16 protein-coding genes are annotated in these 14,380 nt (G+C 70.7%); 8 read left to right on the forward strand and 8 right to left on the reverse strand.

Annotated elements, in window-relative coordinates:
- Positions 1-85: 85 nt before the first annotated feature.
- From ADK66_RS27430 to ADK66_RS27440, 3 genes are all read right to left on the reverse strand, one after another.
- Complete coding sequence (locus ADK66_RS27430) at positions 86-451, reverse strand: WhiB family transcriptional regulator (RefSeq protein WP_053660347.1); 366 nt, start codon at positions 449-451, stop codon at positions 86-88.
- Between the two features lie 129 nt (positions 452-580).
- Positions 581-832, reverse strand: coding sequence for a hypothetical protein (locus ADK66_RS27435; protein ID WP_053660610.1), 252 nt, complete (start codon positions 830-832; stop codon positions 581-583).
- A gap of 121 nt (positions 833-953) precedes the next feature.
- Positions 954-3,119 (reverse strand): ATP-dependent DNA helicase UvrD2, encoded by a 2,166-nt coding sequence (locus tag ADK66_RS27440; protein ID WP_053660349.1) that lies wholly within the window; start codon positions 3,117-3,119, stop codon positions 954-956.
- A 92-nt stretch (positions 3,120-3,211) separates the two neighbouring features.
- Between ADK66_RS27440 and ADK66_RS27445 the strand changes: the two genes are divergently transcribed.
- A complete protein-coding gene (locus ADK66_RS27445) occupies positions 3,212-3,454 on the forward strand; it encodes a mycoredoxin (RefSeq protein WP_053660612.1) in 243 nt (80 codons plus the stop codon).
- A 67-nt stretch (positions 3,455-3,521) separates the two neighbouring features.
- Here ADK66_RS27445 and ADK66_RS27450 read toward each other — a convergent pair whose 3' ends face one another.
- A complete protein-coding gene (locus tag ADK66_RS27450; protein WP_053660351.1) occupies positions 3,522-4,829 on the reverse strand; it encodes an MFS transporter in 1,308 nt (435 codons plus the stop codon).
- 220 nt (positions 4,830-5,049) lie between these two features.
- Between ADK66_RS27450 and ADK66_RS27455 the strand changes: the two genes are divergently transcribed.
- From ADK66_RS27455 to ADK66_RS27465, 3 genes are all read left to right on the forward strand, one after another.
- A complete protein-coding gene (locus ADK66_RS27455) occupies positions 5,050-6,030 on the forward strand; it encodes a helix-turn-helix transcriptional regulator (protein WP_053660353.1) in 981 nt (326 codons plus the stop codon).
- Positions 6,031-6,100: 70 nt separating this feature from the next.
- Positions 6,101-6,340: a DUF397 domain-containing protein gene (locus tag ADK66_RS27460; protein WP_053660355.1), complete on the forward strand. Its 240-nt coding sequence runs from the start codon at positions 6,101-6,103 to the stop codon at positions 6,338-6,340.
- Between the two features lie 207 nt (positions 6,341-6,547).
- Positions 6,548-6,823 (forward strand): hypothetical protein, encoded by a 276-nt coding sequence (locus ADK66_RS27465; RefSeq protein ID WP_053660357.1) that lies wholly within the window; start codon positions 6,548-6,550, stop codon positions 6,821-6,823.
- Positions 6,824-6,946: 123 nt separating this feature from the next.
- Here ADK66_RS27465 and nudC read toward each other — a convergent pair whose 3' ends face one another.
- From nudC to ADK66_RS27480, 3 genes are read right to left on the reverse strand one after another with little or no spacing between them, the layout of a single operon-like run.
- Entirely contained in the window at positions 6,947-7,891 is a 945-nt protein-coding gene (gene nudC, locus ADK66_RS27470; protein ID WP_053660614.1) for an NAD(+) diphosphatase, read from the reverse strand.
- Positions 7,892-7,937: 46 nt separating this feature from the next.
- Positions 7,938-9,281, reverse strand: a complete 1,344-nt coding sequence (locus ADK66_RS27475) for a pitrilysin family protein (protein ID WP_053660359.1) — start codon at positions 9,279-9,281, stop codon at positions 7,938-7,940.
- Positions 9,278-10,585 carry a pitrilysin family protein gene (locus tag ADK66_RS27480; protein ID WP_082377700.1) on the reverse strand — a complete coding sequence of 436 codons (1,308 nt, stop codon included), beginning with the start codon at positions 10,583-10,585 and terminating at the stop codon, positions 9,278-9,280. The genes ADK66_RS27475 and ADK66_RS27480 overlap by 4 nt, the downstream gene beginning before the upstream one ends.
- A gap of 241 nt (positions 10,586-10,826) precedes the next feature.
- Between ADK66_RS27480 and ADK66_RS27485 the strand changes: the two genes are divergently transcribed.
- From ADK66_RS27485 to ADK66_RS27500, 4 genes are read left to right on the forward strand one after another with little or no spacing between them, the layout of a single operon-like run.
- Complete coding sequence (locus ADK66_RS27485; protein ID WP_053660361.1) at positions 10,827-11,891, forward strand: ABC transporter substrate-binding protein; 1,065 nt, start codon at positions 10,827-10,829, stop codon at positions 11,889-11,891.
- Positions 11,888-12,667, forward strand: a complete 780-nt coding sequence (locus ADK66_RS27490; RefSeq protein ID WP_053660362.1) for an ABC transporter ATP-binding protein — start codon at positions 11,888-11,890, stop codon at positions 12,665-12,667. The genes ADK66_RS27485 and ADK66_RS27490 overlap by 4 nt, the downstream gene beginning before the upstream one ends.
- The gene (locus ADK66_RS27495) at positions 12,657-13,541 is read left to right on the forward strand and encodes an ABC transporter permease (protein ID WP_053660364.1); all 885 of its coding nucleotides are present in this window, start codon (positions 12,657-12,659) and stop codon (positions 13,539-13,541) included. Before ADK66_RS27490 ends, ADK66_RS27495 begins: the two co-directional genes overlap by 11 nt.
- A gap of 1 nt (position 13,542) precedes the next feature.
- A complete protein-coding gene (locus ADK66_RS27500; protein ID WP_053660366.1) occupies positions 13,543-14,007 on the forward strand; it encodes an Rrf2 family transcriptional regulator in 465 nt (154 codons plus the stop codon).
- A 125-nt stretch (positions 14,008-14,132) separates the two neighbouring features.
- On the opposite strand, the gene ADK66_RS27505 is transcribed toward ADK66_RS27500, so the two are convergent.
- Positions 14,133-14,333 (reverse strand): hypothetical protein, encoded by a 201-nt coding sequence (locus tag ADK66_RS27505; protein WP_053660369.1) that lies wholly within the window; start codon positions 14,331-14,333, stop codon positions 14,133-14,135.
- Positions 14,334-14,380: the final 47 nt, after the last annotated feature.

A 14,380-nucleotide genomic window follows, 5' to 3' on the forward strand; every position in this document is an offset into this window, starting at 1 on the left:
AAGGCTCCGTTCGGAACGTTCAACATCGTCGTCTCTCTAACTGCCGGTGTGGCACCGGCGTAGTTGGTACGGATTCGGGAAGTTGTCAGGCTGCCAGCCGGACCGCGCCGCGCGCCTCGGACAGCCCACTGGCCTCCAAGCGCGCCTCGGCCTCGACCCGCAGTGCGGCGTCACGAGCGACGTCCTCCTTACGCGGACGGCCACGGGGCCGCTTGCGCGGGACGACCGCGCCACGCTCGAAGATCTCGCCGCCCCAGACGCCCCACGGCTCCGCTCGCTCGACCGCCCCGGCGAGGCACTCGACGCGCAGCGGGCAGTCCCCGCAGAGCGACTTGGCCAGCTCGAGCTCGGCGGGCGAGTCGGAGAACCACAGGTCGGGGTCGAACTTCCGGCAGGGCAGGTTCGCCTCCATGTCGACGCTCATGTCGACGGGGGCCAACGCCAGACTCATCGCCCGGTCACCTCTCTCTCACTTCGATCTCGTGGATCGCATTCCGACGTACTTCGGCGGGGCAAAAAACTAGGCCGCGGATCCCGGTAAGCGGGTTCCGCGGCCTCGAGGTGAGCCGGTGTCTGATGGTCAGACCGGTCTGCCTCGAGGTGGAACGCCGCGGAGATCCGTGCGCTTCTTGGCGCCCTGGATGCCCATGCCCGTGATGCCACTGGTCCCCTCGATTCCGGTGGCCGGTGCAACGGTCAGGTTCAGTTCGACCTGAACCTGGTGCACCTGCGGAACCGACGGTCGCGTGGCCGGGAGGGCCACCCAGACAGCCGACAGCGGAGCGTGGACAGACGGCATCGCCGTCGGACGCTCATAGGTGAAGATCTCCACGGTGGCCACCTCCCTCACGTTCCTCGATCGACTGGACCAACCCCGGTGAGCAGCCGGAATGGCGCCGCTCGCGTGGTGTGTCCTGAGGCTATTCCTCGCCACAGGGCGAGGGCAAACGAATTTACGACGAGATTTCGAAAGTTTTCTCCGGGCAGACATCGTCCACACTCGCGCCCCCCACCAGCGCCAGCACCGACTCGCCGTACAGGCCCAATTTGCGAGGGCCGATGCCCGCGATGGCGATCAGCTCCTCGGCCCGGCCGGGGCGTCGCTCGGCCAGCGCGGTGAGGGTGGCGTCGGTGAAGACCACGTACGCCGGGACCTTCTGCGTGCCGGCCACCCGCTGCCGCCACTCGCGTAGCCGTTCGTGCAGCTCGTCGTCGATGTCGGACGGGCAGGTGGGGCAGCGACCCAGCTTGCGGTCCGGGCCGGCGAGCAGAGTGGCGCCGCAGATCCGGCAGGACATGATCTGCGTCCGGCGGCGCTCGGTGCGGCGGGCCGGGCCGGTGCCGGGAGCTGCCCGCTCGGTGCCGCCGGAGCGGTCGAGTTGGGGCAGGAAACGCGACGGCCGCCGGGCCCGGCCTCCGGGCGAACGGGCGGCGGCGTACGACAGCCAGAGCCACTCCCGCGCCCGGGTGATCCCGACGTAGAGCAGTCGCCGTTCCTCCTCGACCTGCTCGACGGTCTTGGCGTACATGGTGGGAAGCGTGCCCTCGGCGAGGCCGACAAGGAAGACGGCGTCCCACTCCAGGCCCTTGGCCGAGTGCAGGGAGGCGAGGGTGACCCCGTCCACGGTCGGTACGTGCTGCTGGGCGGCCCGGCGGGCCAGTTCCTCGGTGAAGTCGGTGAGTGTGACAGGGCGTTCCACCGACGCCGCCTCGCCGATCGGCACGAGTTCGGGCGTGGCCGCGTACTCCTCGGCGAGCTGGACCAGCGCGGCCAGGGCCTCCCAGCGCTCACGGGCGGCGCCGCCGGCCGGGGGTGCGTCCGGAGCCCAGCCGACAGCGGTGAGCGCCTCGACGACGGCTGCCGGCAGTGGGGTCTCCCCCGGGATCGAGCGGGTGGCGGCACGCAGCGCGACCATCGCCTGGCGGACCTCGGTCCGCTCGAAGAACCGCTCGGCACCCTGCACGACGTACGGCACCGCGGCCTCGGTGAGCGCCTTCTCGTACGCCTCGGACTGCGCGTTGATCCGGAACAGCACGGCGATCTCCTTCGCCGGCGTGCCCGCGTCGATGAGCGCTCGGCAGCGGGCTGCCACCGCGTTGGCCTCGGCCGGCTCGTCGGTGAAGATCCGCAGGTCGGGTTCGGGGCCGGGTGGGCGCTGCCCGCTCAGCTCCAGCCGCAGCCGGGCCTCGGTGCCACGGGCCTGCGAGATCACCGCGTTGGCCAGCCCGACCACCTGCGGGGTGGAGCGGTAGTCGCGGACCAGCCGGACCACCGTGGCGTTGCGGTGCCGGCGGGGGAAGTCGACCAGGTACGCCGAGGTGGCCCCGGTGAACGAGTAGATCGTCTGGCTGGCGTCGCCGACCACGGTCAGGTCGTTGCGGCCGGCCAGCCAGGCGTCCAGCAACCGCTGCTGGAGTGGGTTGACGTCCTGGTACTCGTCGACCACGAAGTGCCGGTACTGGGTGCGGATCTGCTCGCCGACGTCCGGGTGCTCCTCGATGCCCCACACCGCGGCACGCAGCATGTCCTCGAAGTCGATCACGCCGTTCGAGCGTTTGAGCTGCTCGTACGCGGTGAACACGTCGGCGACCTTCGCCGGCTCGTGCGGTGTGTCGCGCAACGCCCGGGCGGCGGCCACCACGTAGTCCGTCGGCTCGACAAGCGACGACTTGGCCCACTCGATCTCGCCGGCCAGGTCGCGCGCGGCGGCCCGGTCGGTGCGCAGGCCGACCCGGGCGGCGGCGAGGGTGACCAGCCGCACCTTGCTGTCCAGCAGCTCGGGCATGGCCCGGCCGGACAGCAGGCGGGGCGCGAAGTACCGCACCTGCCGCAACGCGGCCGCGTGGAAGGTCCGCGCCTGGACACCGTGCGCCCCGAGCAGAGTGAGACGGTGTCGCATCTCGGCGGCGGCACGGGCGGTGAAGGTGACCGCGAGCACGTGCCGGGGGGATATCTCACCGGAGAGTGCCCGGTGGGCGATCCGGGAGGTGATCGCCCGGGTCTTGCCGGTGCCGGCGCCGGCAAGGATGCAGACCGGGCCGGCGGGCGCGGTCACCGCGGAGCGCTGCTCAGGGTCCAGCCCGGCGAGTACGCGTTCCGACGCTGAGTGAACCACCACAACCAGGAATCATCTCAGCTCCTCCGAACGTTGTAGCGGACAGCCTCGGCTTGATCCGCAAGCCGCGGCCGGAGGAGTTGGAGGATCCGACCATGCTGACGATGTATTCAACCCCCTGGTGCGGCTACTGCCACCGGCTGAAGTCGCAGCTCGACCGGGAGGGCATCGGGTACGAGGTGGTCGACATCGAGCAGGACCCGAAGGCCGCGGAGTTCGTGATGGGTGTCAACGGCGGCAACCAGACGGTGCCGACGCTGCGGTTCGCCGACGGCAGCGCCCTCACCAACCCCTCGATCACCCAGGTCAAGCAGCACCTGGCGGCTCTCACCGCCTGACGGGCGAGTCACCCCTCGACGAACGGCCGTCCGCATCCGGGCGGCCGTTCGTCGCGTCCGGCGTCGGTCACCGCCGGGGCACGCGCGGGGTTCCCGTCGTCGTCGGCTTGTCGATCTCCACCTCGGCCGGGCGGCGCTGCGCCGGAATGGACGGGCTCGTCGGCACTGTGGGCGGCAGGAGCGGGCGGCCCCCGGCCGGCGGGCTCAGGTGTCGGCCCCGCCAGAGATAGGCGCCGGCCGCGAAGGTGGCCACCCCGACAAGCGCGAACAGCGCCCGGTAGTCGAGGACACCGACGAGCAGCGCGCCAGCGCCGATGGAGAGCGCCTGCGGGCCGCTGACCACCGCCTGGGTGGCCGCGGCGACCCGACCGACGAGCACCGGCGGGGTACGCCGTTGGATGAGTGTGTGCAGCCCCACCATCGTCAGCGGAAGCGAGACGCCGGCCAGCAGCACCGCCACGAAGGCGAGCCGCAGATCGGGGTACGCGAGCGCGAGCGCGGCCGGGGAGAAGAAGGCCACGCCTGCGGCCAGCGTGCCGACCTCGCCGAGCCGGCGGACCAGCGCCGGTGAGCAGAGCCCGCCGAGCAGCCCGCCCACGCCCTGCACTGTGACCAGCACGCCCACGAAGGCGGCGTTGCGGCCCAACCCCTGGTCGATGTAGGCGAAGATCAGCGACTCGCTGAAGCCCATCACCAGCGATCCCAGCCCGTAGCCGAGCAGGGCCCGACGCAGAGCCGGCACACCGGCCAGGTGCCGCAGGCCGGCACCCAGCTCGGCGGGCCAGCGCAGCCGCACGGTCGGCGTGCTCGGCTGCGGGTTGGGCACCGCGGTCACCACCACGGCGGCCGTGACGAAGCCGATCATGCCGATCCCGGCCAGCGCCCACCCGCCGAACGCGGCGTAGAGCGCCGCGCCGACAAGCGGGCCGACAAGACGAAGCCCTTGGCGTACGGTCTGCAGCGCGCCGTTCGCCTCGGCCAGCAGCTCCACAGGCACCAGTTGCCGGATGAGCCCGCTGAGCGCCGCGCCGAGCGTGATCGAGGAGAGGCCGTACAGGGCGGCGACCAGGTAGACGAGCCAGATGTCGCCGGCGTCCCGGACCGTGAACAACGGGGTGAGCAGCGCCGCGGTGACCAGGTTGGCGGCCACGAAGAAGGGGCGGCGCGGGTACCTGTCGACGAACCAGCCGACAAGTGGCGCCAACGTCATGGGGGCGATGACGGCGAAGATGGTGCCGCCGGCCAGCCCGCTGGAGCCAGTCAGATCCTTGACCCAGATCGCGAGTGCGAGCAACAGGATCGATTCGGCGGTCATGCTGGCAAGCAGACCAGCGAAGAGCAGGCGAAAGTCGGGTCGGCGCAGGACGGTGCGCATGGGATCCCTCCGGCGGGATGGCGTGCCCTGGGGTGGGCGGGGTCGACGGGGCCGCGACCGCGGGGTTCGCCGTCGTCACGGCGTACCCACGGTCCATTTTTCGCAAGACACGCCCCCGCCGGAACCTCCGGCGCCGGTCGCGCCGTCCATACTGACCGTGGGGGCCGAATTTCATACAGTTACCGTCGCGTCTGCGGCGGTCGACGGGAAAGAGGACACTGTGCCTCCTGCCGCACCCAGCCCGATCATGCGTCGCCGCAGGTTGGGCCTAGAGCTGCGCCGCCTGCGCGAGGTCGCGGGCTTCACCGGTGACCAGGTCATCGAGAGGATCGGTTGGGCGTCCGCGTCCAAACTGTCCCGGTTGGAGAACGGTCGCAGCCGACCGGACCCGCAGGACGTAGCCGTGCTGCTCGACCTCTACGGTGCCGACGCGGCACTGCACGACGAGCTGCTCGGGATCGCCGGTGAGGCCGGCGACATGCGGGGCTGGCTCAAGAACTTCCCGGTGATGACTCAGCAGCAGCGCAGTTGGGCCGAACTGGAGGCGGGCTGCGCGGAGATCTCCGAGTACAGCCCGGTGCTGGTGCCCGGCCTGTTGCAGACCGCCGGGTACGCGCGGGTCCGGATCGTCTCGGCCCGCCAGGTGGCCGAGAGCGCCGGTGAGCCGAAGCCCGGCGACGAGCCGGAGACCGAGGTGCAGGCGCGGTTGGCCCGCCAGTCGCTGCTGACCCGGGAGCCGCACGCGCCGCGCTACACAGCCGTGCTGGAGGAAGCTGCCCTCGGCCGGCGGGCCGGCCCACCGGAGGTGCTGCACGAGCAACTGGTCCAGTTGTGCGAGCTGGCCCTTCTGCCGAACGTGACGCTGCACGTGCTACTTCGGGACACCCAGATCGGCGATTGGTACCTTCCGCCGACCGCGTTCTCCCTCTATCGGTTCGCCGATCCACTCGATCCGGAGACATTGGCCATCGAAGGGGGGTTCACCGACGTCATGTCGACCGAGGCAAACACGCTAAATCGCTATAAAGTGGCGTTCGAGTGGCTATGCACGGCGGCACTTAACGCCTCGGACACCCTCTCCTGGCTGATCGAGGCGACAGGACGGGTGACCGAGGCGACGCCCCCATCCACAGTGGCGTTCGGCCCGGCAACGGCGCCGGTCCAACGTCGCCGCGGCTCGGGGCGGCTGACGGAACTGTGAACCAGGGACCTCCGTCGGGGCGTGCGGCACCACTCGTCCCATCGGATCGGTTCACATCAGGAGCAGAACCATGAACAACATCCACAACACGCCGTCCATCTCCGCCGACTCGTTGGCGGACGCGCCCTGGCGTACCAGCACGCGCAGCCAGACCTCCAACTGCGTCGAGGTCGCCCCGCTGGGCACCGGACCGTCAGCGGTCGCGCTGCGCGACAGCAAGGACCGGGGTGGCCCGGTGCTGCTGTTCAACCGGGCCGGATGGCTCGGCTTCATCGCTGGAACCAAGACGGGCCAGTTCGATCTGAACTGAGCCGTCAGCCAGAAGCGGGGCCGTCGGCAGTTCGCCGGCGGCCCCGTCGCTGCATCCGCGTCGACCCGCTGACCAGGCATCCACCGATCGGATGACTCGAAATCAATAGGCGCGTTTCACTTGCTGGGATGACTACGCGGCGTAGCATGACCGGTGAAGGTGGAACTTCCACACCGCTCATTTGTCGCGGTTCATCCGGAGACCCACATGCGTTTCCTGATCGTTCGCACCGACATCCGCACCGTCGCCGACGGGGACATCGCCGCGGCCTGGGCAGACGGCCACCGACTCCGCGACGAGACGACCACGCCCGAGCCGCGCCGACAGATCGTGCACGCCGAGGACCGCGACGCCGCGCTGCTGCTGGCCCGGGCCCTGTCCACTGTCGGCGCGGTCCGCGCCGGAAAGCAACGGGTCAAGGTCCTGCCGCTCAGCGAGCCACGGCCCGTGTTCCGACGCCGATCAGGCATTACCGGCACCTGACCCAGACGTCCGCCGTGGTCGGACCGGCTCCCCCGCCGCGTTACCCGCCCAGATCGACCACGGCGGCCCGTGTTCCCGGCCCGTGACCGCCGCGGCAACGGCGGCCACGGGTCGGGACCGCACTCACCCGCCGGTGTCCACCCAGCCATCCAGCCAGCGGTGGATGAGGAACAGCGCGATCGACGACGGCGGCGGCAGCATCAGCCGCGCCCCGTCACCCACGTCCACTGTCCGACCGGCCAACGCCGCCCCGATCTCGGCACGGGTGAACCACCTGGCGTACGCGATCTCGGACGGGTCGACCCGCACCGGTTCCGCCGGGTCCGCGACGGCCAGGAAGCCCAGCATCAGCGAGCCGGGGAACGGCCACGCCTGGCTGCCGACGTACCCGATCCGGTCGACAGTGATGCCCACCTCCTCGCGGACCTCGCGCAGCACGGCGGCCTCCGCGGACTCCCCCGGCTCGACGTAACCGGCCAGACAGGAGTAACGCCGACCGCCCGGGGTGCCCGCCCAACCGGCGTTGTTACCGAGCAGGCAACGTCCGTCCGGCCCGGCCACGCCGTCGTGCACCAGCACGATCATCGCCGGATCGGTACGCGGCCAGATCCGCCCTCCGTTGCGGTCAACCCGGGACCAACCGGCCTCGTCCATCGCGGTCGGCGCCCCGGTCGCCGACGAATAGCCGTGCCGGGTGTGCCAGTTGACCAAGGCGAGCGCCGTGGTGAAGATGCCCGCCTCCCGGTCGGCCAGCAGGTGCCCCACCTCCCGCAGGTTGACCGCCCGGGTCCCCGGCAGCGCCGGCAACGGCGTGTCCACCGCGAAGACCGGCACCCCGTCCGGCTCGACACCGAGGAACATGGCGATCGCCTCGGAGCCGGCCGGCACGTCGTCCGCGGCGAACAGCACAAGCGCCGGAGGTGACACGTCGGTACGGGCCAGCGTCTGCCCTTCGGTCGAGTCGAGCAGCAGCACCCGGCCGCGCAGCCACGCCTCGGTGAGCCACAGCGAGTCGCCCCGCCGGTGCGCCACCCGATCCAGGGTGGACCGGGCCAGCGGCGGCACCATCTCCCCGCTCACGACGCGCCCGCCCCGGCCGGCGAGACCGGTCGGATCACGGCTGCACCGGCTCGACCCGCACCGTGGTCAACGCTGCCAGCCCGTCGGCCACCCGCTCCGCGTCGCCGAGCACCACGACCGCCGCCCGGGACGGCGCGAGGTGGTGGGCCGCGACCCGCGCCACGTCGTCGACGGTCACCGCCGCCAGTCGGGCCGCGTACTCGGCGAGGAAGTCCAGACGCAGGCCGTTACCGGCGTACGCACTTGTCAACGCCGCCAACCCGGCCTGGGTGGACATGCCGAGCTGAAGGGTGCCCAGGGCGTACTGCCGAGCCTGCTCCAACTCCTCCGGCTTCGGCGGAAGCGACGCCATCCGACCCAACTCGTACGTCGTCTCCAACAGCGCCGGGCCGGTGACCTCGGTGGCCACCTCGGCCGCTGCGACCAGGATCGATCCGGCCACCGAATGCTCGATCACCGAGTGCGGGCCGTACGTGTAGCCCTTGTCCTCGCGGATGTTCTCCACCCAACGGGAGGAGAAGTAACCACCGAAGACCAGGTTGGCCAGTTGCAGAGCAGCGTGGTCCGGGTCGGTACGCGGCACCGCCGGCAGCGCCACCCGCAACGAGGACTGCACCGAGCCAGGCCTGTCGACAAGCAGCAGCGGCCCCGTCTCCAGCGGCGGGATGGCCGGCAGGGTCGCCGTACGCCCGGCACCGCCCCAACCGCCGAGCGCCCGCTCGACGGCGTCCAGAGCCTTCTCCGGCTGCACGTCACCGACCACCACCAACTGCGCGCCGGCCGGATGTACCCGCTCGGCGTGCAGGGTACGCAGCGCCGCCGGCCGCACAGCGCGGATCTGACCCGGCTCCGGGGTCTGCGCCGCGTACGGGTGCCGCCCGTAGATCCGCTTCAGCAGCGCCTCCCGAACCAGGTGCGTCGGCTGGCTCTGCGCGACCTGGATCCGGTCGATCAGCCGATCCCGCTCGGTCGACACCTCGTCGCCGGGATAGCTGGCACCGGTCAACACCTCGGCCATCAGCTCAAGCATCCGGTCGAGCCCGGTGACCAGGCCGGCACCCGAGAGCATCAGCCGGTCCGCGTCGACGCCAGCGGACAGCCCGGCGCCCACCTTCTGCAACTCGGCGGCGATCTGCACGCTTGTCATCGACTCGGTGCCCGAGAGCATGGTCTGCGAGAGCATCGCGCCACGCGCCACGTTGACCCGGCCGAACGGCACCCAGAGCCGCAGCTCGACCAGCGGCACCGCCGGCCGGCGTACCGCGATCACGGTAAGCCCGTTGCCCAGCGTGCGCTCGGACTGCTTCGGCACCTTGAGCTTGCGCGTGGGCCCGAGCGCCGGCAGCGCACGCGGCCCAGCAGACACGGTGACGCTCATCGGGCACCTCCGGGAATGACCTCGATCGTGGCGCGGCGCTCCGGACGCAGGGTCGCCGCGGCGGCCCGGACCTGCTCCTCGGTCACGTCACCGACAAGGCGGGGCAGGTCGTTGAGCAGACCCGGCTCGCCGCGTTGCTGTTCGAGGACTGCCATCTGCAACGCCCGGCCGAGCACCGCGTCGGTGTCGCGCAGCAGGTGGGTCGCCATCCGGGCCTGGGTCCGGGCCAGTTCCCCGTCGGTCAGCCCGTCGGTGGCCAGCCGGTCCAGTTCCTCGTCGACGGTGCGCAGCATCTTGTCCACGTCACCTCCGGGCGGCAGGTGCGCCTGAAGCAGCAGCGCTGTCGGGTCCCGCACGTCGAACGGGTCACCCATGAAGCCGAGGTACCCGCTGAGGCCGGTCACCGAGCGGTCCCGCTGGACCAGCCGCTCGACCAGCCGTGAGGCGTCACCGTCGGTGAGGACCTCGGCCAGCACCACGTACGGCAGGTAGCCGGCGAAGTCGGTGATCGGGTCGGGCACCCGCCATGCGCCAGCGACCGCCGGCAGGGGTGCCAGGGCATCGGTGTACGAGGTGCGCCGCTCGGCGGTCAGGTCGGGCTCGGTGAAGTCGGGCCGGACCGGTGCGGGGCGAGCCGGTACGTCGCCGAAGTGCCGGGTGATCAGCTCGGTCGCCTCGGTGACGTCGATGTCGCCGCTGACAGCCAACACCGCGTTACCGCAGGCGTAGTAGCGGCGGAAGAAATCCTCCGCGTCGGCGACGGTGGCCGACTCCAGGTCGTCGAAGGAGCCGTAACCGTCGTGCGCGTTGGGGAACGTGTCGAACATGACAGGCGGCAGGGTCAGCCAGGGAAAACCACCGTACGGGCGGCTGAGCACGTTGACCCGGATCTCCTCCTTGACCACGTCGACCTGGTTGCGCAGGTTCTCCTCGGTCAGCCGGGGGCCGCGCATCCGGTCCGCCTCCAGGAACAGCGCGCGTTCCAGCGCGTTGCTCGGCAGCGTCTCGAAGTAGTCGGTGTAGTCCAGGTGGGTGGAGCCGTTGAAGGTGCCCCCAGCGCCCTGTACGTGCCGGAAGTGGGCAAGCTTCTCGAGGTTTTCCGAGCCCTGGAACATCAGGTGTTCGAAGAGGTGAGCGAAGCCGGTGCGCCCCTCCGGTTCGGATCTGATGCCGACGTCGTAGACCACCGCCACCCCGATCACCGGGGCACTGCGATCGGGCGTGAGGACCACCCGCAGGCCGTTGTCGAGGGTGAACCGCTCGACGGGATATTTCGTCGCTGGAATTCTGGATCTCCGCGCCACGTGGTCGACCCTAGCGCGCCGGCACTGCCACCACGGGCGACCTGCGGGGAGCGCCACCGGTCGGCGACACGGGCAGCATCTGCGCGGCAGCCGTGCGGGGCGGCCAGTCCCATCAAGCTGGTAGGAAATGCCGACATAACTGAGACGCCCCTTCCCGACATGTGGATGGGCCTTGACGCTGGCCCGACCCTGGCCCACTCTTCCTACCAACTAAGTAGGAATACTGCGGATTGGATGGACGATGAGACGCCTCCCCCTGCGCCGGATGGTCACCCTGGCCACCCTCGCCGCCGTCGGCGCGGCCGCCCTGGGCAGCACCGCCGCGTGCGGCGACGACAGCGAGGGCGCGGGCGGCAGCTCTGGCCCGGTGACCCTCCGGCTCGGCTACTTCCCCAACATCACGCACGCACCGGCGGTGGTCGGTGTCGAGAAAGGCATCTTCGCCGAGAAGCTCGGCGCCGACGTGAAGCTGGAGTCGAAGACCTTCAACGCCGGCCCGGCCGCCATCGAGGCCATCTTCTCCGGCGCGCTCGACGCGACCTACATCGGCCCGAACCCCACAGTGAACGCGTTCTCCAAGTCCAAGGGCGAGGCGGTCCGGGTCATCTCCGGCGCGGCCTCCGGAGGCGTGGCACTGGTGGTCAAGCCGGGCATCAACGGCCCGCAGGATCTCAAGGGCAAGAAGATCTCCACCCCGCAGCTGGGCAACACCCAGGACGTGGCGGTCCGCTACTGGCTCAAGCAGCAGGGGCTGACGACCACCAAGGAGGGCGGCGGCGATGTCAAGATCGTCCCGCAGGAGAACGCCCAGACGGTGGAGACTTTCAACAGCGGTGCCATCGACGGCGCCTGGGTGCCCGAGCCGTTCGTCTCCCGCCTGATCAACGCCGGCGGCAAGGTGCTCGTCGACGAGCGCGACCTGTGGCCGGACAAGAAGTTCGTCATCACCAACCTGCTGGTCAGCACGAAGTTCCTCAAGGCGCACCCGGACGTCGTGCAGAAGCTGGTCGAGGGCCAGGTCGCCGCGAACGAGTTCGTCAACACCAAGCCGGACGAGGCCCAGCAGGCCATCTCCGAGGCGATCGGCAAGATCACCGGCAAGCCGCTGGACCCGAAGCTGATCAAGCAGGCGTGGCCGACGTTGGAGTTCACGAACGACCCCATCCCCTCCTCGCTCAAGGCCGGGCTCGACCACGCCGTCGAGGTCAAGCTGACCGACCCGGTGAGCCTCGACGGCCTCTACGACCTGACGTACCTCAACAACGCGCTCAAGGCGCAGGGCAAGCCCGAGGTCGTCCAGCCATGACGTCGACCACGACGACGCCGGGAAGCGCGACCACCTCGGTCGCGCTCTCCGACGTAACAAAGGTGTACGGACGCGGCGAGAGCGCCGTACTGGCTCTCGACGGGGTGTCCCTGGACGTGGCGCCTGGCGAGTTCGTCTGCCTGGTCGGCGCCTCCGGCTGCGGCAAGAGCACCCTGCTGAACCTGGTGGCCGGCCTGGACCGGCCCACCGCCGGGCAGATCGACCTCGCCGGCGACGCCAACCCCGGGCTGATGTTCCAGGAGCCGGCGCTCTTTCCCTGGCTGACCGTCGACGCGAACGTCGAGATGCCGCTGAAACTGCGCGGCCTGCCCCGGGCGCAGCGACGCGAGCGGGTGGCCGAGCTGCTGCGCACTGTGCACCTTGGCGAGTTCGGCCGCAAGCGGCCACACGAACTGTCCGGCGGCATGCGGCAGCGGGTCGCGCTTGCCCGCACCCTGGCCCTGGACACCCCGGTGCTGCTCATGGACGAGCCGTTCGGCGCACTGGACGCGATGACCCGGGACATCCTGCACGACGAGCTGGAACGCATCTGGTCCGAACGCAACCTGTCGGTGCTGTTCGTCACGCACAACGTCCGCGAGGCAGCCCGGCTGGCCGACCGGATCATCCTGCTCTCCAGCCGCCCCGGTCGAATCATCTACTCCACCGAGGTGAACATCCCGCGGCCACGGCGGATCGACTCCCCCGAGGTCGCCGCCATCGCCGCCGACGTCACCGAACGGCTCCGTACGGAGGTGGGCCGCCATGGCCAATGACACCCTGACCAGCACGGCGCGGACCGACGCGCAGATCTCCGGGCTCGACGCGCTGGAGATCGCCGGTCGGGAGAAGGAGGTCTCCCGGGGCAACCGGCTCTGGGCTGCCACCTGGCCCAAGCTGGCCGCGCTGGCCATCGTCATCGCTGCCTGGCAGCTGGTGGTCTGGTCGGGTTGGAAGCCGCCGTACTCGCTTCCCGGCCCACTTGTCGTCGGCCGCGAACTGCTCAACCAGGCCCAGGGCCCGCAGCTCTGGGAGGGCCTGGTCACCACGCTGCGGCGGGCCGCCCTCGGGTACATCTTCTCCGTCGCCGTCGGTCTACTTGTGGGTCTGGCGGTGGCCCGGTCCAAGGTCCTCCGGGCTGCCATCGGCTCGATGATCACCGCGTTGCAGACCATGCCGTCGATCGCCTGGTTCCCGCTTGCCATTCTGCTGTTCGAGCTGAGCGAGAAGGCGATCTTCTTCGTGGTGGTGCTCGGCGCCGCGCCGTCAATCGCCAACGGGGTCATCTCCGGTGTGGACTACGTGCCGCCGCTACTGCTGCGCGCCGGCCGCAACCTGGGGGCTCGCGGGCTCAACCTCTACCGGTACGTGATCGCGCCGGCCGCGCTGCCGGCGATCGTCGCGGGTCTCAAGCAGGGCTGGGCGTTCTCGTGGCGAAGTCTGATGGCCGGCGAGCTGCTCGTGGTCGGCATCTCGCAGACCTCGCTCGGCGCCCAGCTCACCTACTCGCGCGAACTGTCCGACGCGCCCTGGCTGCTCTCCACGATGATCGTCATTCTGGTGCTCGGCCTGGTGGTGGACGCGGCGTTCGGCGCTGCGGACAAGTCGATCCGCCGGCGCTGGGGCGTACTGGATCAGGCTGGTCAGTGACGTGTACGTCTCCGCGCGCAGCGACTACGCGCTCCGGGCCATGCTCGCTGTCGCCGCCGCCGTCCACGGCGGCGGCGACGCGGGCAGCGGTGGTGACGGGGGCGAGTTGGTGAAGGCGGCAAGCCTGGCCGAGGTGCAGGGGATCCCGCTCAGTTTCCTCCAGGGCATCCTTCTCGACCTGCGCCGGGCTGGTCTGCTGCACAGTCATCGCGGTGCCGACGGCGGGTACGCGCTGGCCCGGCCACCCGAGGACATCACCGTCGGCGACGTGCTGCGCGCGGTCGGCGGATCGCTGACCACCGTACGAGGGCTGCCCGCCGAACGGGCCAGCTACCACGGGGTGGCCGCCGGCCTCACCGACGTCTGGCTAGCCGTGCACGGGGCGATCGCCACGGTCGTCGACAGCACCACTCTCGCCGACCTGCTCGATCGCGAATCGACCGACCGCGCGACCACCGCATCGTGACCGCCTGATCTGGCGCTCCACTGGGGAGGCGGTGTGGTCGGGCCGGTGCCCCGCCGACCCGACCACACCTCGTACCGATTCGACCGGGCCTGCCCCTCCGCCGGCACCGGTCGGCCGGTCGCTGCTCAGCCCACGTGCGGAACCGTCGGGCCAGAACCCAGATCGCCGGGGCTGTGCAGCTCCACCAGGCCGGCGGGAGCGTTGCCCGCCGGGGTGGCATGCCAGGGCGTGAAGGCCGCAACCATGGCGAGCAGCAACCCGGCGAGCGCGACCGCGACCACCAGGGTCAGTTCCCGCAGCGTCCCCGAGCCGGCTTCGCCCGCCATGGCCACCCCTTCCGCGCCGGGCCCCCCGCCCGGCGTCCCCCCGGTGG

The sequence above is a fragment of the Micromonospora sp. NRRL B-16802 genome (genome assembly GCF_001279555.1).
Classification (GTDB): domain Bacteria; phylum Actinomycetota; class Actinomycetes; order Mycobacteriales; family Micromonosporaceae; genus Micromonospora; species Micromonospora profundi.